The sequence below is a fragment of the Acidovorax sp. SUPP950 genome, from assembly GCF_030158935.1.
In the GTDB taxonomy this organism is placed as follows: Bacteria; Pseudomonadota; Gammaproteobacteria; order Burkholderiales; family Burkholderiaceae_C; genus Paracidovorax.
Genome location: NZ_BQXE01000003.1, coordinates 448,082 through 470,634 on the forward strand (window position 1 = coordinate 448,082; position 22,553 = coordinate 470,634).

The 22,553-nt window shown below is 70.5% G+C and carries 17 protein-coding genes and 1 riboswitch; of the genes, 9 read left to right on the plus strand and 8 right to left on the minus strand.

Features of this window, described 5'->3' with window-relative positions:
* Nucleotides 1–7 precede the first annotated feature (7 nt).
* Complete coding sequence (locus tag AVME950_RS15890) at nucleotides 8–2,476, minus strand: LPS-assembly protein LptD (protein WP_284430553.1); 2,469 nt, start codon at nucleotides 2,474–2,476, stop codon at nucleotides 8–10.
* 82 nt (nucleotides 2,477–2,558) lie between these two features.
* On the opposite strand from AVME950_RS15890, the gene AVME950_RS15895 reads away from it, so the two are divergent.
* The 8 genes from AVME950_RS15895 to AVME950_RS15930 all read left to right on the plus strand — a co-directional run bounded on the left by AVME950_RS15895 (nucleotide 2,559) and on the right by AVME950_RS15930 (nucleotide 12,789).
* The gene (locus tag AVME950_RS15895; RefSeq protein ID WP_284430554.1) at nucleotides 2,559–3,701 is read left to right on the plus strand and encodes an aminoglycoside phosphotransferase family protein; all 1,143 of its coding nucleotides are present in this window, start codon (nucleotides 2,559–2,561) and stop codon (nucleotides 3,699–3,701) included.
* A 59-nt stretch (nucleotides 3,702–3,760) separates the two neighbouring features.
* Nucleotides 3,761–4,495: a 16S rRNA (uracil(1498)-N(3))-methyltransferase gene (locus AVME950_RS15900; RefSeq protein ID WP_284430555.1), complete on the plus strand. Its 735-nt coding sequence runs from the start codon at nucleotides 3,761–3,763 to the stop codon at nucleotides 4,493–4,495.
* A 24-nt stretch (nucleotides 4,496–4,519) separates the two neighbouring features.
* Nucleotides 4,520–5,932: a hypothetical protein gene (locus AVME950_RS15905; protein ID WP_284430556.1), complete on the plus strand. Its 1,413-nt coding sequence runs from the start codon at nucleotides 4,520–4,522 to the stop codon at nucleotides 5,930–5,932.
* 8 nt (nucleotides 5,933–5,940) lie between these two features.
* Nucleotides 5,941–6,633 (plus strand): hypothetical protein, encoded by a 693-nt coding sequence (locus tag AVME950_RS15910; protein ID WP_284430557.1) that lies wholly within the window; start codon nucleotides 5,941–5,943, stop codon nucleotides 6,631–6,633.
* Between the two features lie 23 nt (nucleotides 6,634–6,656).
* On the plus strand, nucleotides 6,657–9,491 hold the full coding sequence (locus AVME950_RS15915) for an ATP-binding protein (protein WP_284430558.1): 2,835 nt from the start codon (nucleotides 6,657–6,659) through the stop codon (nucleotides 9,489–9,491).
* 46 nt (nucleotides 9,492–9,537) lie between these two features.
* Nucleotides 9,538–10,710, plus strand: a complete 1,173-nt coding sequence (locus tag AVME950_RS15920) for a hypothetical protein (RefSeq protein ID WP_284430559.1) — start codon at nucleotides 9,538–9,540, stop codon at nucleotides 10,708–10,710.
* 136 nt (nucleotides 10,711–10,846) lie between these two features.
* Nucleotides 10,847–12,037 (plus strand): GGDEF domain-containing protein, encoded by a 1,191-nt coding sequence (locus AVME950_RS15925; protein ID WP_349817238.1) that lies wholly within the window; start codon nucleotides 10,847–10,849, stop codon nucleotides 12,035–12,037.
* Nucleotides 12,034–12,789 (plus strand): SOS response-associated peptidase, encoded by a 756-nt coding sequence (locus tag AVME950_RS15930; RefSeq protein ID WP_284430560.1) that lies wholly within the window; start codon nucleotides 12,034–12,036, stop codon nucleotides 12,787–12,789. Before AVME950_RS15925 ends, AVME950_RS15930 begins: the two co-directional genes overlap by 4 nt.
* Before the next feature lie 53 nt (nucleotides 12,790–12,842).
* Here the strand turns inward: AVME950_RS15930 and AVME950_RS15935 are convergent, their stop codons facing one another.
* The 7 genes from AVME950_RS15935 to AVME950_RS15965 form a co-directional block, all read right to left on the minus strand.
* Nucleotides 12,843–13,745, minus strand: coding sequence for an alpha/beta hydrolase (locus tag AVME950_RS15935; RefSeq protein ID WP_284430561.1), 903 nt, complete (start codon nucleotides 13,743–13,745; stop codon nucleotides 12,843–12,845).
* A gap of 158 nt (nucleotides 13,746–13,903) precedes the next feature.
* A complete protein-coding gene (locus AVME950_RS15940) occupies nucleotides 13,904–15,406 on the minus strand; it encodes a M20 family metallopeptidase (protein WP_284430562.1) in 1,503 nt (500 codons plus the stop codon).
* A gap of 79 nt (nucleotides 15,407–15,485) precedes the next feature.
* The gene (locus AVME950_RS15945; protein WP_284430563.1) at nucleotides 15,486–16,706 is read right to left on the minus strand and encodes a GGDEF domain-containing protein; all 1,221 of its coding nucleotides are present in this window, start codon (nucleotides 16,704–16,706) and stop codon (nucleotides 15,486–15,488) included.
* Nucleotides 16,707–16,865: 159 nt separating this feature from the next.
* Entirely contained in the window at nucleotides 16,866–18,842 is a 1,977-nt protein-coding gene (locus AVME950_RS15950; RefSeq protein ID WP_284430564.1) for a methyl-accepting chemotaxis protein, read from the minus strand.
* Between the two features lie 370 nt (nucleotides 18,843–19,212).
* Nucleotides 19,213–19,797 carry a methionine biosynthesis protein MetW gene (gene metW / locus AVME950_RS15955; protein ID WP_284430565.1) on the minus strand — a complete coding sequence of 195 codons (585 nt, stop codon included), beginning with the start codon at nucleotides 19,795–19,797 and terminating at the stop codon, nucleotides 19,213–19,215.
* Entirely contained in the window at nucleotides 19,794–20,993 is a 1,200-nt protein-coding gene (gene metX, locus AVME950_RS15960) for a homoserine O-acetyltransferase MetX (protein ID WP_284430566.1), read from the minus strand. The genes metW and metX overlap by 4 nt, the downstream gene beginning before the upstream one ends.
* A gap of 160 nt (nucleotides 20,994–21,153) precedes the next feature.
* Nucleotides 21,154–21,720 (minus strand): TMEM165/GDT1 family protein, encoded by a 567-nt coding sequence (locus tag AVME950_RS15965; protein WP_284430567.1) that lies wholly within the window; start codon nucleotides 21,718–21,720, stop codon nucleotides 21,154–21,156.
* Nucleotides 21,721–21,731: 11 nt separating this feature from the next.
* Nucleotides 21,732–21,929, minus strand: a riboswitch (yybP-ykoY riboswitch).
* A 224-nt stretch (nucleotides 21,930–22,153) separates the two neighbouring features.
* Between AVME950_RS15965 and rbp the strand changes: the two genes are divergently transcribed.
* Entirely contained in the window at nucleotides 22,154–22,546 is a 393-nt protein-coding gene (gene rbp / locus AVME950_RS15970; RefSeq protein ID WP_284430568.1) for an RNA-binding regulator, read from the plus strand.
* The last annotated feature ends 7 nt before the right edge of the window (nucleotides 22,547–22,553 follow it).

A 22,553-nucleotide genomic window follows, 5' to 3' on the forward strand; every position in this document is an offset into this window, starting at 1 on the left:
TGTCGGGTTAGTCGTAATTGGTGAAGCGGCTGGGCGTGCTGGTCTGCTCGCGCAGGTACTGGTAGCGCGGAATGTTCTGCTTCAGGCTGGTGAGGGGGTTGGAGCCGAGCGAGAGACGGGAAAAGCCCACGAACTCGATCTGGAACAGCAGCCGGGTGTTGGCCGTGGTCACGCTGCTTTGCAGGCGCTCGAGCACCACGCGGCCGACCCAGCAGCAGCTGTCGTATTCGAAGCCCACCACGGTGTCCACCAGCTTGCGGTCCTGCATGCTGTAGTTCAGGCGGCCCACGGTGTACCAGCGGCCAGGGCCCTGCCCACGGCCCGGGCCGAGGTCCTGGCCCTTGTCGCCCCACAGGTCGTTGATGGGCCATTGCCAGCCCACGTCGATCTGCTCGCTGGTGCCGCGCTGCAGGCGGTAGGCGGCGCTGATGACGCGGTAGGCGCTGGGGTTGTAGCGCGCGCCCACGGTAGAGCGGATGGAGCGGCCCGTCTTGGGGTTGTATTGCACCGTGGAGTCGAAGCCCCACTGCTTCGTCCAGTTCAGGCCCGCGCCCAGCAGCACGTCCGACAGCCGTTCGCTGACGGTGGACTCGCCGGGCAGCACGACCTTCTGGTCGGAGAACCGCACCCGCTGGGCGATGCCGAAGCGGGCCGCCTCGGCGCCGTCGTCCGGGTCCAGCAGCCGCGTGGTCACGCCCAGGGTGAGCAGGTTGTTGTCGGCCAGGCGGTCGTTGCCGCCGTAGCCGTTCTCGGTGTAGATGGTGGCGAAGTTGAAGTCGTTGGCCGCCGTGTCGTACACCGGCAGCAGGCTCTGGTCGCGGTAGGGCGTGTAGGTGTAGAAGGCGCGCGGCTCCAGCGTCTGCAGGAAGTTGCGGCCGAAGTAGCGCGCATCGCGCTCGAACACCAGGCCGCTGTCCAGGCTGAACGTGGGCAGCGTGCGCTGCGCGTTGCGCTGGCCGTTGGCCAGCGGGCTGTCGAACTGGTATTGCGTGGCGTGCAGCTGTACGCGCGGTGTGATGAAGCCGGCGGGCGCGAGGAATGGCCGGCTGATCTGCGCCATGGCGTAGCTGCGCTGGGCGTTGGGCTGGCCGGTGAGGGCGCGGTCCGCATGGAAGCTGGTGTAGTCGGCCTCCACGCTGGCATCCAGGCCGTAAGGCAGCATGGTGGGGTTGTAGCCCCAGCGCAGCTGCGGCATGCGGTCGTAGGGCGGCACGATGGGCGCGCTCACGTCCTGCAGCGTCTGCCACTTGAGGGTGCGCAGGCTGAGCGACATGTCGTCCTTGCCCCAGGACAGCGTGGCGTCGCCGGGCAGCAGGCGCTGGGTGAGCTGGGTCATGCCGGTCACGTTGCGCGTGAAGTCGCGCCAGTAGTTGTCGTCGCTGACCCGGCTCACGTCCATGTTGAAGTTCAGGCCGCCCAGCGGCGTATCGAACGTGCCGCTGTGCTTGAGGCCGTAGCCCCAGCGGTCGCGGTCGCGCAGCTTGTCGTTCGGCATGTAATCGCCGCGCAGCTCGCCCCGGTAGGTGGGCTCCAGGTAGCGGAATTCGCCGCCCAGGTTCACGCCGCGCTTGGACATGACGGTGGGCGTGATGGTGGCGTCGCGGTTGGGCGCGATGTTCCAGTAGTAGGGCTGCGCGTACTCGACGCCGCTCACGTTGTCGATGGCCACGGTGGGCGGCAGCAACCCCGACTTGCGGCGGTCGGACAGCGGGAACGTGATGTGCGGGATGGGCAGGATGGGCAGGCCCTTGAACTCCAGCACCGCGCCGTCGGCCGTGCCCACCTGCTCTTCGTTGTCGATGCGGATCGACCGCGCGCGCAGCACCCAGTCGGGCTGCCAGGTGGTTTCGTCGTTCTTCTGGCAGGTGGTGTAGGTGGCGTTGTGCACCACGGAGCGATCGCGGTCGATGAAGTCCACGCGGCTGGCCTCGCCGTGGGCGCCGTTCATCAGGAAGCGGTAGTTGGCGGCATCGAAATAGCCCGAGAAGGCGTCGACCCGCAGTTCCAGCTCCGAGCCTTCGTACACGTTGCCCGCGCGGTTGATGCGCACCTGGCCGCGCGCCTTGGCGAGGTCGTCGGGCACCGCGTATTCCAGCCGGTCGGCGTGGATGATGGTGTCGCCGCGGCGCAGTTCGGCATTGCCTTCGACGACGGCGTTGATGTCCGGCTGGCCGGTCACGCTGTCGCCTTTCACGAAGATCGGCAGCTGCGGGCGCACGGCTTCGGGGATCTTCTCCTGCAGCAGGGGGCTGGCGCGCAGGGCGGGCGCCGCTTCGGGCACGGCCGGCGCGCCGGGCTCGGCCTCCGACTGGGCGAGCGCTGCCAGGGGCGCGCCGCACAGCATCCAGGCGATCAGGCGGGCCACTGCGCGGCGCTCGAACGCGGGCGCCGAGGGACGGCGGGCCGCAGCGCCGCGGCGGGCGGGCAGGAAGGGGGGCGTCGGTCGGAACGGATCGGGCAAGGAAGGGATGTCCATGGAATCAGCCGGTCGGCGGCGCGGAGCAGGCACCGCAGGCCACCCGGTCCGGGCAGGCCGGGTTTGTAAAATCGGATTATCCATGAGCCACCCTCCTTCCCCCATCGTGGCCGATCCGGCCCCGGCCGGCGCCGCGGCTGCCGCTCCCGCCTTTCCCGCCGTCGCCTGGCCCGACGCCGCCCGCCGCACCGCGTTCGAGGCCTGGCTGGCGCCGCTGGCCGCCACGCACGGCCTGAGCCCCGCGAGCGTGCGCCCCGCCTCGGCGGACGCGAGCTTTCGCCGCTACCTGCGCATCGACGCCGCCGACGGCACCCCCCGCATCGTGATGGATGCCCCGCCGGACAAGGAGGACTGCCGCCCCTTCGCCCACGTGCAGCGCCTGATGGCCGACGCGGGCCTGCACGTGCCCGAGGTGCTGGCCTGGGACGAGGCCCACGGCTTCATGCTGCTGTCCGACCTGGGCGCGCAGACGGTCATCGAGCGGCTCGACCCCGCGGCGCCCGAGGCAGCGCACGCCTGGTACCTGCAGGCCAGCGACGTGCTGCTGCAATGGCAGCAGGCCTCGCGCCCCGGCGTGCTGCCGCCCTACGACGAGGCCCTGCTGCGGCGCGAACTGGCCCTTTTTCCCGACTGGTACCTGGCGCGCCACCGCGGCGTGGCGCTCACCGAGGCGCAGCAGGGCGTGCTCGCCAAGACCTTCGACGTGCTGGTCGCCAACAATCTGGAAGCCCCCAGCGTGTTCGTGCACCGCGACTTCATGATGCGCAACCTCATGGCGCCCCCGGCGGGCGGGCCGCTGGGCGTGCTGGATTTTCAGGACGCCGTGTATGGGCCCATCACCTACGACATCGCCAGCCTGCTGCGCGATGCGTTCATCAGCTGGGAAGAGGATTTCGTCATCGACATTACCGTGCGTTACTGGGAAAAAGCGCGAAAGTCGGGATTGGTCGGTGCGGCGAGCGCCAGCGGCTGGGGCGCGGACTTCGGCGAGTTCTACCGCGCGGTCGAATGGATGGGCCTGCAGCGGCACCTGAAGGTGGCCGGCATCTTCGCGCGGATCACGCTGCGCGACGGCAAGCCCAAGTACCTGGCGGACACGCCGCGTTTCATCGGCTACATCCGCGCGACGGCCAGCCGCTACCGCGAACTCAAGCCGCTGCTGCGGCTGGTGGACGAGATCGAAGGCACGCAGGAAGCCACCGGCTTCGCTTTCGGAAGAGTTTGAGTCAAAACCGCTACCGCCGCAATCAGTACTAGGGCGTGTAGCTATAAAAATAGTAGCAAATGCCCCGTTTCCATTGCCCCTTGCCCCTGGCGGGCGGCGCCGCGCTGGCGCTGCCGCCTTCGGCCGCGCGCCACGTGCAGGTGCTGCGCCTGCAGCCCGGCGACGCGATCACGCTGTTCGACGGGCGCGGGGGCGAATACGCCGCCACCATCACCCGCATGGGCCGCTCCGATGTGGACGTGGAGGTCGGCGCGCACGACCCCGTGGAGCGCGAGGCCGCGCGCGCCGTGCACCTGGTGGTGGGCATGCCGGCCAACGAGCGCATGGACTGGCTCGTGGAGAAAGCCGCCGAACTGGGCGCGGCCAGCATCCAGCCGGTGGCGGCCGCGCGCAGCGTGCTGAAACTGTCGGGCGAGCGCGCGCAAAAGCGCCAGGCCCACTGGCAGGCGATCGCCGTGGCGGCCTGCGAGCAGTGCGGGCGCAACCGGGTGCCCGAGGTGCATGCCCCGCTGGCCCTGGCCGACTGGCTGCGCGCGCACGCGGCCGACGCCCACGCGGGGGAGGGCGGCCTGGCGCGCCTCGTGCTGTCGCTGCGGGACGGTTCCCGCCCGCTGCGCGAGGCGGTCGGCAGCGCCGGCCGCGTGCAGGTGCTGCATGGCCCCGAGGGCGGGCTGACCGCGCAGGAGGAAGACCTGGCACTGGCCCACGGCTTCGCGCCGGCCAGCCTGGGCGCGCGCGTGCTGCGGGCCGAGACCGCCTCGGTCGCCGCGCTGGCGCAGCTGGCTTTCGAATGACGACGGAACACTGAACAGGACGGCATGGAGAGCACTGTGTTGGCGGCCGAGGCGCCGTGGCCTGGAGGGGCGGAGAACGAGGGCGGGCTGTTCGACTTTTTCCGGGATGCCGATGCGGCGGGCGATTCGGCCCTGCTGTGGCGCATTGCGCGCGAGCAGGCCGTCACCCAGGCGCTGAGCGGGCTGTTCCACGGCCCGGCGGCGCTGGTGCAGCTGCGGCTGTGGGCCTTCCTGCAGCTGGCGCGCCAGGGCGAGGCCACGCTGGCGCGCGAGCGCATCGACGAGATCTTCCACGCCCTGCGCCCGGAGGCGCTGGACACCGTGCTCAAGCGCTTTCGCGACGTGGGCCTGCTGGCCTGGGACGACAGCGCCCGCACCTATGCGCTGCCGCCGCTCGCGCAGCGCGTGGCCGGCCTGCTGGCGCCCCTGGCCAGCGACGGCGGCGGGGACGAGGATGGCGGCGAGCTGGCCGCGCTGCTCGGCCAGGTGGTGGGCGCCAACCAGCTCGGCGCGCTGGATGCGGGCCAGGTGCAGCTGCTGCAGGCGCAGCTCACCCGGCTGCACGGCGAATTCGCCGACGCCATCGCCAGCGGGTCGGAGTTCCGCCTGCGCGCCGCGCGCCAGCGCTACGACCGCGCGGCGGTGCTGATCGACCGCGCCTCCGAGGCCATCACCGCCATCATCGGCCACGCGCACGGCCACATCGCGCTGGAGCGCGCCGCGCGCGGGCTGGGGCAGGCCCAGTCGCGGCTGCTGGCCATGGCCAGCCAGTTCAACCGCGCGCTGCAGCAGGTGGACCGCCAGCGCGTGACCCTGGGCACCACCGGCATCACCAGCACCGACGTCAAGCGCTGGCTGCAGACCGTGCGCTCGCCGCATGCGCTGCTGGACGGCGCCCTGGGCGTGCCCGCGGGCCTGTCGGCCCTGGCCCCGCACGAGCTGCTGGACGTGACCGAGGCCGAGTTCGAACGCGACCGCCCCGTCGCCGGCCCAGCCGAGGAACTGCCCGGCGCGCAGCCGGCGCCGGCCGGCAACCTCACCGCCGTGGCCTTGCCGAGCGAGCTGGGCGACCTGTCGGCCCTGCTGCAGGCCTGGTCGATCAATGCGGACGGCGAGGCAGCGCCGCACGGCGTGGCCGCGGCGCTGCTGGGCGCTACGCCCGCCGATGCCCGCTACGCCCAGGTGGCCTACAAGGCCCAGCTGCTGCCCCTGCTGGGCGACCCCCAGGCCGGCGTGCTGCCGGGCGCCACCGGCGCGCTGGCGCGCCTGCCCTGGCGCGTGCAGTGGGAGGCCGCCACCGAGGCCATCGACCATCCCCAGGTGGAGCTGCTGAGCCAGGGCCGCATGGTGCCCGCCACCGCCGTGCCGGCCGACGCACCGGCCAAGGCCGCCACCGCGCCCGATCCTTCGCCGAACCCCGGCCCCGAGACCCTTTGAAGACCCCCATGGACGATGCCGCCCTGCTGATTGCCGAACTCCTCACGCGCCGCTGGCTGCCGCGCAGCCACCCGCGCGTCAAGCGCGCGCTGGTCGATGCCGAACTCTTCGCCCTGGTCGAGCAGCGCCTGGCCCAGGTGGGCCTGCGCTTCATGGACAGCATCTACGCCGACCACGTGAGCGTGGCCTTGCTGCCGCCCGCGCAGACCGCCGTGCTGGGCGAGGCCGGCGTCAACGCCAACAACAACCTGGACCTGCCGCGCGACGCGCAGGCGCTGCTGGTGGTGCTGTGGGCGCTGATCGTTTTACCGAAGCGCGAGCGCCAGACCAGCCGCGTGGAGCAGGCCGACGAGGGCCAGAACGACATGTTCCCCGGCGCCAAGCCGCTGCCGTCCGCGCGGCTGGTGAGCCCCGTGCTGTCGTACAAGACCCTGCTGGAGGACTACGGCAACCAGCTGGGCAAGAAGATGCGGCTCGATGCCAACCTCAAGCTGCTGGAGCGCCACGGCTTCATCCTGCGCCGCCAGGACGAGATCGCCGAAGGCCCGCTGCTGGACGTGCTGCTCGACTACGACGTGATGGCCCCGCGCATCCTCGACGGCGCCCTGGCCGACGTGCTGGCGCGCGAGCGCAGCGAGGCCGCCGCCACGCCGGGCGCTGCAACGCCCGCCACGGACCCCACCCCGGCGCCCGCTGCCTGACCGACGACGAACCCCGCGCCCCCATGTTCCACCTGCAAACCCTCGAACTCGTCCACTGGGACTACTGCCAGCGCGTGGCCCTGCCGCTCGATGCGTCCATCATCACCATCGCCGGGCCCAACGGCTCGGGCAAGACCACGCTGCTCGATGCCATGCGCACTCTGCTGGGCCTGCGCTGCTCGGCCCCGCGCGACTACCGCACCTACGCGCGCCACGCCGGCGCGCAGACCGCCTGGCTGCGCGCCGTGGTGGACAACCGGCCCCAGGGCCGCCAGACCTCCAGCCGCCCGTTCGCGCGGCGCCTGCTGTACGGCGACCAGGTCACGCTGGCCTGCCGCATCGACCGCAACGGCGGCGACTGGCAGCGCCGCTACTGCCTGCTCGACGGCGACGTGGGCATCGAACAACTGCGCGACACGCCCGAGAAAGACCTCGGGTTCATGGGCGTGGAGGCCTGGGGCCGCGTGCTGGGCGCGGCGGGCCTGTCGCCCGCCATCGCCCGCGTGCTCTCGCTGGAGCAGGGCCAGACCGACCGCCTGTGCGAATTCAGCCCGCGCGAGCTGCTGCGCCTGGTGTTCGACGTGTTCGGCGACCAGCAGGTGCTCGATGCCTACGACCAGGCGCGCGAGCACCAGCAGCAACTCGTGCGCGAGATGGCCCAGGCCGAGCGCGAGCTCGACCACGGCCGCGCGCAGCTGGCCGAGCTGCAGAACCGCGTGGCCAGCTACCAGAGCTGGCAGTTCAAGGTGGCCGAGCGCGAGCGCCTGGCCACCGAGGTGCTGCCCGTGCTGGCCTGGCACGGCGAGCGCGAGGCCCTGGCCAGGCAGGCGCGCGAACTGCGCCGCCAAAAGACCCAGCACCGCAGCGCCCTGGCCGACCAGGCCGTGCAGAACAAGCGCCTGCTCACGCTGATCGAAGAAAGCGCCCGCGCCCAGTCCGACGCCACCCGGCTGCTGGCCGAGCGCGACGAGGCCCGCACCGCGCTGGACGACGCCACGCGCCACGAATCGCCGCTGGAGCAACTCGCCAAGCGCGAGCAGGAGCTGCTGGCGCTGGTGGACAAGGGCAGCAACGCCGATGAGCTGCAAGCCCACCTGGCCCGGCTGCAGGCCGAAGAGGCCGAGGCGCAGGACGAGCGGTCGGCCCTGCAGCAGCGGCGCAAGCTCGCGCAGCAGGCCCTCCAGGCCCTGGAAGGCCAGCACCTGCCGCCGCTGCCGCACGAGGTGCAGCAGTTCCGCAAGCGCCTGGTGGCCCAGGGCATCGGCCACCGGTTCGTGGCCGAGGTGGTCGAGGTGGCCGACGAGCAATGGCGCGCCGCCATCGAAGGCGTGCTGCGCGGCCACCGCTGGGTGGTGCTGCTGGACAAGGAGAGCGACCTGGCCGAGGCCTACGAGATCGGCGAGCGCGAGCGCTACCGCCACTACCTCGTCGGCCCGGGCGAGAAGGCCCTGAAGGGCGATCCCGGCACGCTGCTGTCCCATGTGCGCTTCACCGCGCCCGTGCCGCGCTGGCTGGTGCAGCAGATGCAGCAATTGCGCTGCGTGGCCGATCCGCGCGAGGGCAAGCGCCTGGGCGGCACCTGGATCACGCCGCAGGCCTACATGCACGACGGGCGCGGCGCCCGCTCCATGTGGGTGGAGCCGCGCGAGCACCAGTTCGGCGCCGCGGCCGTGCACGCCCGCCGCGCCGCCGCCGAGCGCGACGCGGCCCAGATCGATGCGCAGCTCGCGCCCGTGCTGGACCGCGTGCTGGCGCTCAAGCGGCAGATCACCGACACCCGCCGCGCGCTCGAAGGCCACAGCGCCGCCGAGGAACTGGCGCGCCGCAGCGACGAGTTCGCCCAGGCGCGCGAGGTGCTGCCCGCGGCCAGGCAGGCGCGCATCGCCGCCGCCCAGCGCTGGCAGCGCCTGGACACCGAGGCCACCCGCGCCCACGACCGCCACCGCGCCTTCGCCGACGAGCACCAGCGCCTGGAGCAGCAGCTGCAGCGCGCCCGCAGCGACAGCGACCGCGCCGCACACGAATGGACCGCCCGCCGGCGCAACCACGTGGCCGCGGCCGGACACAGCCAGCGCCAGCGCCACGGCTTTCCGCCGCGCTGGATCGCCCCGGCCACGCGCGAGGCCCTGGTGGACGAATACGTCAACGACACCCAGGCCCGCCTGCGGCTGCAGTCCGTGGAGCAGGAGCTGGAGCACAACACCTGGGAGCAGGACGCCACGGTCGAGGAGCGCCACCGCCGCATGGAGACCACCGTGCGCGAGCAGACCCTGAGCCTGTCGGACCACCAGGCCAAGAATGCCCAGGCCGGCACCGCCGTGCACAACGCGCGCGAGAGCTACATTGAGGTGCTGCGCAGCACCGTGCGGCGCTACCGCAAGAACATCCAGGAGCTGGGTGCCCTCGCCGGCGTGGAGGTGGCGGCCGACCTGCCGCTGCTGGAGAACGACGACACCGTGCTCGCGCAGGCGGGCCTGAAGGTGCACTTCGCGTTCGACGGCAAGGGCAGCATCGGCATGAACGACGGCGAGGCCTCGGGCGGCCAGCAGGTCATCAAGTCGCTCATCCTGCTCGTGGGCCTGCTCAAGGACGAGGAAAGCGGCTCGGGCGGCTTCGTGTTCATCGACGAGCCCTTCGCCCACCTGGACGTGCGCAACATCCAGCTGGTCGGCCACTTCCTGCGCTCCACCCAGGCGCAATACGTGCTGACCACGCCCATCACCCACAACCTGGAAGTCTTCGAGCCCGCCGAGATCACCCTGGTGACCAGCAAGAAACCCCAGGGCTCGCGCTGGGCCCCACCCATCGCCGTGGCCAAGCGGCGCGGCGTGCCGGTGCTGGAGCCGGTGCGGGCGTAGGCATTGGCAGTCGTATCCCGCAACGCACAGAGATTCCAGGCATGCAATGACTGCTTTGCAGACCATCCCGACCGGACGTAACCGACAGACGCGGCAGGCCAGCGGTCCTTTTGTAGGACTTCCCGAACTGCGTCCGGCGCAACGGGACTTGCTGCGGCGCTGGCTGGCCTCGGATGCAGCGGAGCGGCAATGGCAGTCATTGCTGGAGCGGGCCGGGCGTGAGCAATTGGACTTGGCTGATGAACTGCGCGAGCTTCTCTTGTCTGTGGGGGCTTTGAAGGTGAAGGAGCGTTTCACCCGTGGGCTTTGGCATCCGGAGCGTGTGGTCTGGTTTGATGTGTCTGCCCTCCAACAGGCGGTGGGCCTTCGCAACGCGGCAGATCGCGCGGCATCGCGCGACGGCGTGCTGGCCTCTCTGCATGCGTTGGAGCGGGTCTGCTCTTGGTCTGCTTCCGCCGTCAATAGCTGTTTGAAAGGGTCGCTGCCGATGGCTACGCTGCAAGCTCGATACGGCTTGCTTCAAGCACTGGCGCAGTGGAAGGCCGAGCAGCGTTTCGGTACCCACAGGGACTTTGCCTTGCGGGCGCGCGACCACACAAAGGGAATTGCCGTGTCGGAATGGGCATGGATGGCCGAACATCTTGCGCTCGAATCGTTCGGCATTGTCCGCTTTTCCCCGCTTCTTTGGCTGGGTGGAGCGTTGTCTCTGCAGACGCAGCAAGGCCGCATTGATGTCTCTGCTGCCGGTTTTTGTGGCGTGCCGACGGCGGCGTTCAATGCGGGTACTACCGCGCAAGGACCCCGTCGATATTGGCTCATCGAGAATCGGGCGAGTTTTGAGCGCCAGGCCATTCAGCCGGAGGCCGGCACATGCGTGGTGTGGTTACCAGGCCAGCCGCCCACTGGCTGGCTTACTGCCATGGGATGGCTGCTCGACAACGCCCCCGCCCCCGCGGCCATCAGTTGCGATCCGGACCCGGCCGGCATCGCCATTGCCATGTCAGCAGGTGCGCTCTGGTCCAAGCGTGGGCTGGCCTGGACGCCTGATCGCATGGCGCCGGAGGATTGGGCACAGGCCGCCACCTCGCCGTTGAACGATTTTGACCGCGCGTTGCTGGCACGGCTGCAATTGCAAGCCGATCTGCCTGCATCGCTGGTTCGATTGCGCGAAGTCCTTGGTACGGGTGGCCGTAAGGCGGAGCAAGAGGGATGGGTATAAACCCTCCCATGCCGGGTGGGCGCGCGGGCGACAGGACTCCTAGAATTCCGCAGGCACCATCGGTGCTGGCCCACCCGGCGGCGCCGTGGGCCGCCCGATGGCCGGCCTGGCCTGCGACCCACTCCAAGGAGACCCCTTGCCGCCACGGCTTGCGAGATGGCGCGACCGCGCCCTGTTCCCGACCCCGTCCCGCGTGCTCGATGGGCTGCTGGGCACGGAACGGCGCCTGCGCGTGCGATCGGCCATGGCGGGACTGGCGGGGCTGCTCATGCTGTGCTGCGTGGTGGCGATGCACATCGTGGCGCGGGCGGGCATCGCGGATGCGCAATGGGTCCGCTGGTGGACGCTGTTTTGCATCTCGGGCCTGATCGGGGTCTTCGCGCTGATCCGCAGCGGGGTGTCGCGGCGCTTTCGCGACCCTTCGCTCACGCTGTTCCAGATGCTCTATGCCGTGGCCTGCAACGCCGCGGCCTTCGTGATCGCGGGGCCGGCGCGGGGCATCACGCTGCCGATCCTGGCGGTGATCCTGATGTTCGGGATCTTCGGTCTGTCCACGCGGCAGATGGTGGGGGTGCTGTTCTATTCGCTCGCGGCGTTCGGGGCCGGGGGCGTGCTGCTGGAACTGCGCGAGGACCTGCACCAGGGCCCCGCGATGGCCGCCGCCTACGCGATCATGATCCTCGTGGTGCTGGTGGGCAGCACCTTCCTCACCACGCGGGTGCAGGCCACGCGCCAGCAGCTGCGCCAGCAAAAGCACGATCTGGCCGAGGCGCTGGAGCACATCCGCGAGCTGGCCACGCACGACGAGCTGACCGGGCTGCTCAACCGCCGCCACATGATCGAGCTCATGCGGCTGGAGCAGCGCCGCACCGCGCGCAGCGGGCATTCGCTGGTGCTGGTGCAGCTGGACCTGGACCATTTCAAGGCCATCAACGACACCCACGGCCATGCGGCGGGCGACCGCGCGCTGCAGGCCTTCGCCCGCTCGGTGAAAGCCAGCGTGCGCGACTCCGACGTGCTATCGCGCTGGGGCGGCGAGGAGTTCGTGCTGATGCTGTGCAACACCCAGCCCGCCGATGCCAGCGCGCTGCTGGAGCGGGTGCGCCAAACCGTCTCGGCGCTGCGGCTCACGCACCCGGGCTCGGCGCCGATCCACCTGACCGTCTCCATCGGCCTGGCGCAGCACGTGGTGGGCGAGTCGATCGAGCAGACGCTGGAGCGGGCGGACCGCGCGCTCTATGCGGCCAAGGCGCAGGGGCGCGACCAGGCCGTGTGGGCACCCCTGTGCGAAGCGGCGGGCGAGGGCGCAGGTACGATCCCCGGATGACCACGCGCTACGAGACCCTGCCCCTGCCCGAAACCTACCGCGAGGCCTTCGGCGTGGAGCCGCCGGACACGCGCGGCGAACGCTACGTGAAGCCCCGCAAGCCCGGCTTTTTCATCCGCGCCGTGGCGCCCCCGCCGGGCGATACCGGATCGGCGGCGGGGGCAGATCCCGATGCCGGTTCCGATGCCGCTCCCGATGCGGACGGCGCCCCCCGGCTGGCGCGCGAACTGGTGCACGCCCAGTGGGGGCTGGTACCGCACTGGGTGAAATCGGCCTCCGACGGGCGGCTGCGCGCCCCCAAGCTGGTGAACGCGCGCTCCGAGACGGTCTCCACCGCCACGCCGTTCCGCGAGGCGTGGCTGAAAGGCCAGCGCTGCATCGTGCCCATGGCGGCGTTTTTCGAGGACGACTGGCGCAGCGGCAACGCCGTGCCCACGCGCATCGCGCGCGTCGATGGCCTGCCGATGGGAGCGGCGGGGCTGTGGGCCCGGTGGACCGGCCCCGAGGGCGAGGAGCTGGTCAGCTACACCGTGCTCACCGTGAACGCCAACAGCCATGCGCTGATCCACCGCTACCAGCCGCCCGGCAGCGAAAAGCGCATGCCGGCCCTGCTCAACGAAGGCGCCTACGGCGCCTGGCTGTCGGCCCGGCCGGAGAAGGCGCGGGAGTTCATGCGCCAGTACCCGGCCAAGTGGCTGCTGGCCAACCCGGTGGAAAGCAAGGCCGACAAGGGGCCTCCCGCTTTCCTGTGACCCGGCCCCGGCGGGGTTTCTGCAGGTTGCTATAAAAAATGTAGCACTATGCCCTAATGGTTATTGTGCTGGAGCCCGATTTTGCTCCAGGCCGCTGGCGCGGGGCAGCGGGCGTCCAGCCATTGCTGCAAGGCCGCGAACACCGGCGCGGCGTGCTCCGGGCTTTCCTTGAACAGTTCGTGGTACGCCAGGGCGAACTCCTGCGCGTGCACCACGCCCGGCGGAGCGGCGCGGGCGAAGGCCCGGCTGCCGGCGGGGTTGACCAGCCGGTCGGCGCCCGCCCACATCAGCAGCGTGGGCACGCTCCACTGCGCGGCGCGGGCCACGACGGCCGGGCCGGTGTAGGCGATGAAGCGCGCGAGCCCGGCACCGACGCGGTCGTGGCAGCGCGGGTCGGCGCGGTAGGCCGCGATGACGGCGGGGTCGTGGGACAGGTGGTCGGGGTCGATCCCGGTGGCCAGGCGCAGGTTCGGCAGCACGCGGGGCAGGGTGGCCACCAGGAACTTCTGCGTCCAGCTCAGGCCCGGGTCCAGCGCGGGGGAGGAAAGCACCAGCGCCTCCACGGGGCGCAGCGCCTGCGCCACGAAGCTGGCGGCCACCAGCCCGCCCAGGCTGTGGCCCAGCAGCACCAGCGGCTGGTCGGGTGGCATGCGGGCCCGGGTGGCATCGACGATGTCGGCCAGGTCCACCATCAGCCGGTTCGGGGGCGTGAGGGCGCCGCGCAGCCCGCCCGATTCGCCATGGCCGTACTGGTCGTAGCCGCGCACGGCAAAACCCCAGGCGTTCAGCCGCCGGGCGAGCCGGTCGTAGCGGCCCACGTGCTCGCCCAGGCCATGCACCAGCAGCACGGTGGCGCGTGCGTCGGCGTGCGGCAGCGGCCAGTCCTGCAGCGCGAGGTTTTCGCCATCGGCGGCGGTGAAGGGGCTGAGGGTGGAGGGAGCGTCGGGATCGACCATGCGAAGGGGGCTAGGGCCTGTCGGAAAAGGCGCGCCATGTGGTGGCGCGCCCGGGAAAAGGGGTGGGCGCGGCCGGCGTCAGCAGCCCGTGCGCCGCGCGCCGGAGCGCGGGCGGGTTCTGGCGATGGCCGCGGCCACGGTGGCGGCGGGCAGCGGCTTCAGGCGGCCGCGGCGGCGGCCGTGCCGTCCTGGGCGCCTGCGGGCGGCAGGCTGGCGATGACCTGCGCCACGGCGGCGGTGAGCTTCTTGGCGTAGGGCACGTGCAGGAACTCGTTGGGGCCGTGCGCGTTGCTCTTGGGGCCCAGCACGCCGCAGACCATCATCTGCGCCTTCGGAAAGCCCTGGCTCAACATGTTCATGAGCGGAATCGTGCCGCCCTGGCCGATGTAGCCGCACGGCGCGCCGAAGTGGGCCTGGCTGGCGGCATTGAGCGCGCCCTCGAACCACGGCGCGGTGTCGGGCGCGTTCCAGCCGCTGGCCGCGCCGCCGCCCTCGAAGGTGACCTTGGCCTGGTAGGGCGCATTGTCCTCCAGCAGCGCCTTCATCTCCTGCACGCACTGCGCGGCGTCCACCAGCGGGGGCAGGCGCAGGCTGAGCTTGAAGGCGGTGTAGGGGCGCAGCACGTTGCCCGCGTCCTTCAGGGCCGGAAAACCCTCGGCGCCGGTCACGCTGAGCGTGGGCTCCCAGGTGCGCTTGAGTAGGGCCTGCACCGGGTCGGTGGTGGTGGGCAGCGCGAAGGTGGTGGAGCCGCCGCAGTCGTAGTGCGCCCAGGGAAAGCGCTTGTACACCTCCTCGCCCAGGATGCCGGCGGTGGCGCGGGCCTGCGCCAGGCGGTCGGCGGGCACGTCGCAGTGGAAGCTGGCGGGCAGCAGGCGGCCGGTGGCGCTGTCCTCGAGCCGGTCCAGCACCTGCCGCATGATGCGGAACGACGAGGGCACGAGGCCCGACGAATCGCCCGAGTGGATGCCTTCGGTGAGGATCTCCACCTTGAGCGTGCCGCTGGCCATGCCGCGCAGGCTGGTGGTGAGCCACAGCTGGTCGTAGTTGCCGGCGCCGCTGTCCAGGCAGATCACCAGGGCCACCTCGCCCATGCGGCTGCGCAGCAGGTCGATGTAGGGCAGCAGGTCGCCCGAGCCGCTTTCCTCGCAGGTCTCGATCAGGCCGACGATGCGCGGGTGCGGCACGTTCTGGCGCTTGAGCTCCTGCACGGCGGCGATGCTGGCATACACCGCGTAGCCGTCGTCAGCGCCGCCGCGGCCGTAGAGCTTGCCGTCCTCGTACTTGGGCGTCCAGGGGCCCAGGTCCTTGCGCCAGCCCTCGAACTCGGGCTGCTTGTCCAGGTGGCCGTACATCAGCACGGTCTGGCTCGACTGGGGCTGCGTGGCGGCCACCTCGAAGAACAGCACCGGCGTGCGGCCGGGCAGGCGCACGATCTCGAGCGTGAGGCCCGCCACCTTCTGCGCTTCGACCCAGTTCGCGGCATTGCGCAGCACGCGGTCCAGGTATCCGAGCTGCTCCCAGTCGGGGGCGAAGCCGGGCGACTTGGCGGGGATCTCGATGTATTCGGTGAGCTGGCGCAGGATGTCGCCGTCCCATTGGCGGCTGACGTGGGCCAGGGCTTCGGCGGGTTGCAGGAGGTCGGGGGCGGTGCGGGCGTTCATGGCGGTTCCTCGGGGGCATTCCAGGAAAAGATCCTGCCACCGGCCGCGGCATCCGGCGGGCGCGCCGGTGCGTTGCAGTTCACCGCTCCGGTGGAGGAAGGGTTTCCGGATTGTCGTGCAGTGCGGAGGCGGGCACCACCCCGCGCAGATCGCCCGCGACGGCAACGCGGTTGCGTCCGCTGCGCTTGGCCTCGTACATGGCGCGGTCGGCGGCGGCGATCAGCATGTCCCAGCTGTCACCCTCCTCGATGCGTCCGCCGAACACGCCGATGCTCAGGGTGACCGGCACGGTGTGCCCGCCCAGGTCGAAGCGCGTCTGCTCGATCGCCCGGCACAGCTGGATCGCCAGCTGCCGCGCGCCGTGCAGCGGCGTGTCGGGCAGCACCACGAGGAACTCCTCGCCCCCATAGCGCCCGATCATGTCCTGCGCCCGCAGGCGCTCGCCCATGGCATCGACCACGCGGCACAGCACCTGGTCGCCCACGAGGTGGCCCAGCCCGTCGTTGATGCGCTTGAAGTGGTCGATGTCCACCATCATGAGCGACAGCGGCTCGCGCGTGCGGATGGCCCGGGCGATGTCGCGGTCCAGCGCGGCGATGGCCGCGCGGCGGTTGGCCACGCCCGTGAGCGGGTCGCGCGCGGCCATGCGGCGGTTGGTGTCGTCGGCGCGGTCGCGCGCCATGAAGATGAAGCCGAACGACGAGGCCTGCACGGCGATGAAGGTGGACAGGAACGTGGCGTGCTGCAGCCAGCCGCCCTGCAGCAGCCCGGTCAGCGGCATGGCGCCCGTCGCCGCGGCCACGGCGCGCACCACCAGCACCGACATTTGCAGCACGATGCCCAGCGCCACCAGGCCGGCGCCCCGCCCAGGCGACGGATAGCGCCACAGCGTCCACAGCACCAGGGCCAGTTGCGCGGGAAAGACCACGCCCGCCAGCATCAGGCGCATTTCGTAGTCCTGCAGGAACGCCACGAACAGCGCCAGGGTCAGCACGACCGGCCCGATCAGCCGCCCCCAGGGCAGCGGCCGGCGGTGGAACTGGCACACGGCCGCCAGCAGGCAGGCGAACACGCTGGACAGCAGGCCGTTGGCGGCCACTATGGAGAGCATGTCCGGCACGCGGCCGCGCAGGGCCAGCAGCACGTAGGCCAGCGACTGCAGCACCAGCGCGGCGGCCCACAGGCCCAGGCCGTCGCGGCGGCGCTCGTGGCCGACCAGCACCAGGCAGGCGGCCATGACGACGGAACCGATGACGGTCATCGCCAGCAGCGTGGGCAGATCGATGGCAAATGTGGGCATGTCGGGTGCGGCGGGGCGTGCCGGCCAGGGCAGCTCGGGGGCCGCAGCATATACCACCACACTGGCCGGCCGGTTGGCGCGGGTGGGACGGCTGGGCGCGGCAGCGCAGCGCGAGTGGCGACGCCGCTGGTGCGCCGCTCGCGCGGGGGCGCGTTCCGCTCAGCCCGCGGCGAGGGCGGGACGTGCGGGCTGAGCGAGCGGCGTGGCCTGCGCCGTGGTCAGGCGGAACACCTGCACGGCATCCGCCAGCTGCGACGCCTGGTCGCGCAGGCTTTGCGCCGCCGCGGCCGATTCCTCCACCAGCGCGGCGTTCTGCTGCGTCATCTGGTCGAGCTGATTGACGGCCGTGTTGACCGTGACGATGCCGTTCGACTGCTCGGACGCCGCGGCGGTGATCTCCCCGATGATGTCGCCCACCCGCTGCACCGAGCCCACGATCTCGCCCATGGTGCGCCCGGCGTCCTCCACCAGCCGGGTGCCGGCCTCCACCCGGGCCACCGAACTGCCGATGAGCGCCTTGATCTCGCGCGCCGCCTCGGCGCTGCGCCCGGCCAGCGAGCGCACCTCGCTCGCCACCACGGCGAAGCCGCGGCCCTGCTCGCCCGCACGGGCGGCTTCCACGGCGGCGTTGAGCGCCAGGATGTTGGTCTGGAAGGCGATGCCGTCGATCACGCCGATGATGTCCGCGATCTTGCGCGAACTGGCGTTGATCTCGGCCATGGTGGACACCACTTCGCCTACCACGCGCCCGCCGCGCTGGGCCACCTCGGCGGCCGATCCGGCCAACTGGTTGGCCTGCCGCGCGGCATCGGCCGACTGGTGCACCGTGCCCGTGAGCTGCTCCATGCTCTGCGCCGTCTGGGCGATGCTGCTGGCGGCGTTCTCGGTGCGCGCCGACAGGTCCTGGTTGCCGGTGGCGATCTCGGCGCTGGCGGTGGTGATGCTGTCCACCGCAGTGCGCACCTGCTGCAGCACCTGCAGGTAGCGCTGGCGCATGCCCTCCACCTCGCGCACCAGGGCGCCCATTTCGTCGGCGCGGCGCGTCTCGAACGCCTGGGTGAGGTCGCCCTGCGCCACCAGCGTCACGGCGCCGGTCAGCTCGCGCAGCGGCTCGCTCACGCCGCGGCGCACCATTGCGAAGATGCCCGCGCCCACCACCGCCAGGGCGACGGCCATCACCAGCCACACCGCCCCCATCGCACGCCGCTGGCTGGCCAGCGCTTCGTGGTCGGACACCTCGGCCACCACCTGCCAGCCCGAGCCGGTGCGGGCGCTCAGGGCCCACGGGTCCGCGCCCTGGGCGGGCAGCAGCGCGGCGGCCTGCGGCACGGAGCCGTCGGCGCTGGCGTTCAGGGCGGCGAGGAAATCGGCCGCGCCCGGATAGGCCTCCAGCACCTTCTTGCCGCGCGCCGTGGGGTGCGCGACGAACACCGCATCCTGCGGGCGCTTGCGCGGATCGATCACGTACATGCCGCCGTGCTCGTAGAACTGCATGCTGGCCACCTGCTTTTGCATCTGCTCCTGGAAGGCCGACAGGTCGTTGCCCACGAACAGGATGGCGATCACCTTGCCCGCCGCATCCTTCACCGGCGCGTAGTGCGCCATGTACGGCTTGCCGAACAGCATGGTGCGGCCCGTGTAGGGCTGGCCCGCGAGCACGGGCGCGTAGGCGGGGCTGGCGCGGTCGAGCAGGGTGCCCTGGGCGCGCTCGCCCTTTTCGTTCTTGACCGAGGTGGTGATGCGGATGAAGTCCTCGCCCTTCCTCGCGAAGACCGTGGCCACGCCGCCCGTGTCCTGGCTGAATTTGTCCACCGTGCCGTAGTCGTCGTTCACCGCGACGCCGAAGCTCGTCAGTTGCCCGCTGGCCTCGTCCAGTTGCATGCTGGGGTCGAAGCCGCGCTGGAACGCCTGGGCCGAGCGGCGCACCAGTTCGCGGTTGGCCTCGTCCACCGCGTTGAGCGACTGGCCTACCGCATCGACCGCATCGCGCACACCTTCGGTGATCTGCGTGCGCGCGGCCTTCGTGGTGATGAGCGAGATCGCGATGCCCACCGCAATGAGGGCCAGCGCCACCAGGGACAGGGCCAGCAGGGTGACGCGGCGGGCGACCGATCGGGTGCGGACGGGTGGAGTCATGGCGGTTTTTGGGGTTCGGTCGCAGGGAAGGGAGACGGGGCGGGTGCGCTGCGGAAGACGCCGACCCCATCGTAAGCAACCGTAACTTTGGCAGGATGAAGGCATTCCTTTAAGGGAAAACCCTATGTACTGAGGGATTTAGTCTGCTTGGCAGCAGCGATTTCGGGGGCGAAAAATGCCTCCAGGGCATGTTTTTCTAGGGCGTATTGCTATATTAATAATAGCAATCGGATGTTCGGGTGTTTTGTAGTGCTCGTGACACTTCCACGGTGTTGGCGACCCGGTGCGGGGGAGCTTGGGCACGTGGGACAGCGCCCGACGCAGCCCCGTGCCTCGGCAAGTCGCCCTCCGGGCCGCAGCCCCGCGCCCGTCAGGCGTGCTCGAAGTGGAACACCGCCGTGCCCGCCAGGGCGTTCGGCAGGAAGCGCACTTCGCGCCCGTCCTGCAGGCCGAACGCGTCGATCAAGCGCAGGGCGTTCTTGTGCGCCAGCACCTCGAAATCCTTGAACGTGCCCACGCGGATGTTGGGCGTGTCGTACCACTGGTAGGGCAGCCGGCGCGTGACGGGCATGCGCCCGCGCAGCACCGACAGCCGGTTGGGCCAGTGGGCGAAATTGGGAAACGCCACCACGCCCGCGCGGCCCACGCGGGCCGTCTCGCGCAGCATCACCTCGGTGTTGCGCAGGTGCTGCAGCGTGTCGATCTGCAGCACCAGGTCGAACGAGTTGTCGCCGAACATCGCCAGCCCTTCCTCCAGGTTGAGCTGCACCACGTTCACCCCGCGGCGCACGCAGGCGAGCACGTTGGCGTCGTCGATCTCGATGCCGTAGCCCGTGCAGCCGCGCTCGCGCTGCAGGTACGACAGCATCGCGCCGTCGCCGCAGCCCAGGTCCAGCACCCGCGCGCCGTGCGGCACCAGCCGGGAAATCGCATGCATGGTGGCTTTCTCGGTCATGCGAACTCCTTGGCGATGCTGTCGAAATACGAGCCGACGACGCCCATGTAGCGCGCATCGTCGAGCAGGAAGGCGTCGTGGCCGTGCGGTGCGTCGATCTCGGCGTAGCTCACGTCGCGGCGGTTGTCGAGCAGCGCCTTCACGATCTCGCGGCTGCGCGCGGGTGAAAAGCGCCAGTCGGTGGTGAAGCTCACCAGCAGGAACCGGGCCGTCGCGCGCGCCAGCGCCAGCGTGAGGTTGCCGCCGTAGGCGAGCGCGGGGTCGAAGTAATCGAGCGCGCGGGTGATCAGCAGGTAGGTGTTGGCGTCGAAATACTCGCTGAACTTGTCGCCCTGGTAGCGCAGGTAGCTCTCGATCTGGAACTCGATGTCCTGCGTGCTGTAGCGGTAGCCCGGCCCCGCGCCGGGCGTGCCAGGCGCGGCCGGCGCACCGCCGGCGGTGCCCGCCGGCAGCGTCTCCTCCATCACCGTCTGGCGCAGCTGGCGGCCGAATTTCTCGTTCATCACGTCGTCCGACAGGTACGTGATGTGGCCGATCATCCGCGCGATGCGCAGGCCGCGCTGCGGGATCGCCCCGTGCCGGTAGAAGTGCCCGCCGTGGAAATCCGGGTCGGTCACGATGGCCCGGCGCGCCACTTCGTTGAAGGCGATGTTCTCCGCCGTGAGATTGGGGGCGCTGGCCACCACCACCGCATGGCGCACGCGCTCGGGGTACTGCAGCGTCCACGACAGCGCCTGCATGCCGCCCAGGCTGCCGCCCAGCACCGCCGCGAGCTGCTGCACGCCGATGCGGTCCAGCAGGCGGGCCTGCGCGTTCACCCAGTCCTCCACCGTGACCACGGGGAAGTCGGCGCCGTACACCTCGCCCGTGTCCGGGTGCGTGTCCATCGGGCCGGTCGAGCCGAAGCACGAGCCCAGGTTGTTGATGCCGATCACGAAGAAGCGGTTCGTGTCCACCGGCTTGCCGGGGCCGATCATGTTGTTCCACCAGCCCTCGCTCCTGGGCTGGCCCTCGTACACGCCCGCCACGTGGTGCGAGGCGTTCAGCGCATGGCACACCAGCACCGCGTTGGAGCGGTCGGCGTTGAGCGTGCCGTAGGTCTCGAAGGCAAGGGTGTAGTCGCGGATGGCGCCGCCGCCCTGCAGCGGCAGCGCGTCGGCGAAATGCAGGGACTGGGGCGTGGCAATGAAGGACATGAAAAAACCCGGCGTCGCTAAAAACGAGGCCGGGTCGGTGTGTCTGTCACTTGGCGGACGGGTCTTTAGCGGTATTTATAAAGCGCCCGCAAGCTATGCAAATCGGCGCGAGGGGCACTATACCAAAGCCCGGGCCCGCCGGCCATGGGCCCGTGCGCGTTCAGGCCGCGGGTGCGAAAAGCGCGATCAGCCCCAGCACGAGGAAGATCACCGCCGACACCATGTGCACCGCGCGGATCGGCACCCGCCGCGTGATGCGCTCGCCCAGCCAGACCACGGGCGCGTTGGCCAGCATCATGCCCAGCGTCGTGCCGGCCACCACCCACCAGTAGGCGCTGTAGCGCGCGGCCAGCATCACCGTGGCGACCTGGGTCTTGTCGCCCATCTCGGCCAGGAAGAACGCGATCAGCGTGGTGCCGAACACGCCAAAGCGCGGCGCGCCGCCCGATGCGTCGTCGTCCAGCCGGTCGGGGATGAGCATCCACACCGCCATCGCGATGAACGACAGCCCGAGACCCCAGCGCAGCACCTGAGGGCCCACGACGGTCGTCACCCAGGCGCCCACGGCGCCGGCCAGCGCGTGGTTGGCCAGCGTGGCGACCAGGATGCCGAGCACGATCGGCCAGGGCTTGCGAAAACGCGCCGCGAGAACGAGGGAAAGGAGTTGGGTCTTGTCGCCCATCTCCGCGAGGGCGACGATGGCGGTCGAAACGAAAAAGGCTTCCATTGGGGGGCAGGGAGTTGTCCGGCCGGACAGGTCGCAGAGCATTGACTGCACCCCGACGCCGGCCTTTGGGATCGGTGTGCAGTCAATGGTCTCGCCCAGTTCCGATGGAACCGCATGCACCACAGGCCGCGCAGGCCCGAGTTTGTTGATGCATGCCCCCGTGCGGTCTGTGCGCCGGGCGGGCTACTCCCCAAAGACGGGCCGATTGTAACGATGCGCTTCCAGCCTTCGGGTAAATACCCAACGAAAACGTTGCAGGCGCGCCAATTTTCGTGCTTGGACCCCGAATAGATGGTTAATAATGGGCCTTGCCTTTCTGCCAAGCAGGAACGCAAGTAGCGGTGATTGGTCGGTTTCGCGTCTTTGAAGTCGTCACAGGTTTGTTGATTGCGTCGGGCTCCATCGCGTTTTCTTGTTTTTTTAGGAGTCCTTCATGGGCAACAAACTCTACGTGGGCAACCTGCCCTATTCTTTCCGCGACGACGACCTGCAACAAACGTTCAGCCAGTACGGCAACGTGGTGAGCGCCAAGGTCATGATGGAACGTGACACCGGCCGCTCCAAGGGTTTCGGCTTCGTCGAAATGAGCAACGATGCCGAAGCGCAAGCCGCCATCCAAGGCGCGCATGGCCAAAACTTCGGCGGCCGTGACCTCGTGGTCAACGAAGCCCGTCCGATGGAACCCCGTCCCCCCCGCAGCGGTGGCGGCGGCTTCGGTGGCGGCAACGGCGGTGGCGGCGGCTACGGCGGTGGTGGCGGCCGCAGCGGTGGTTTCGGCGGTGGTGGTGGCGGTGGTGGCTACGGCGGTGGCCGCAGCAGCTACTAAGCTCACG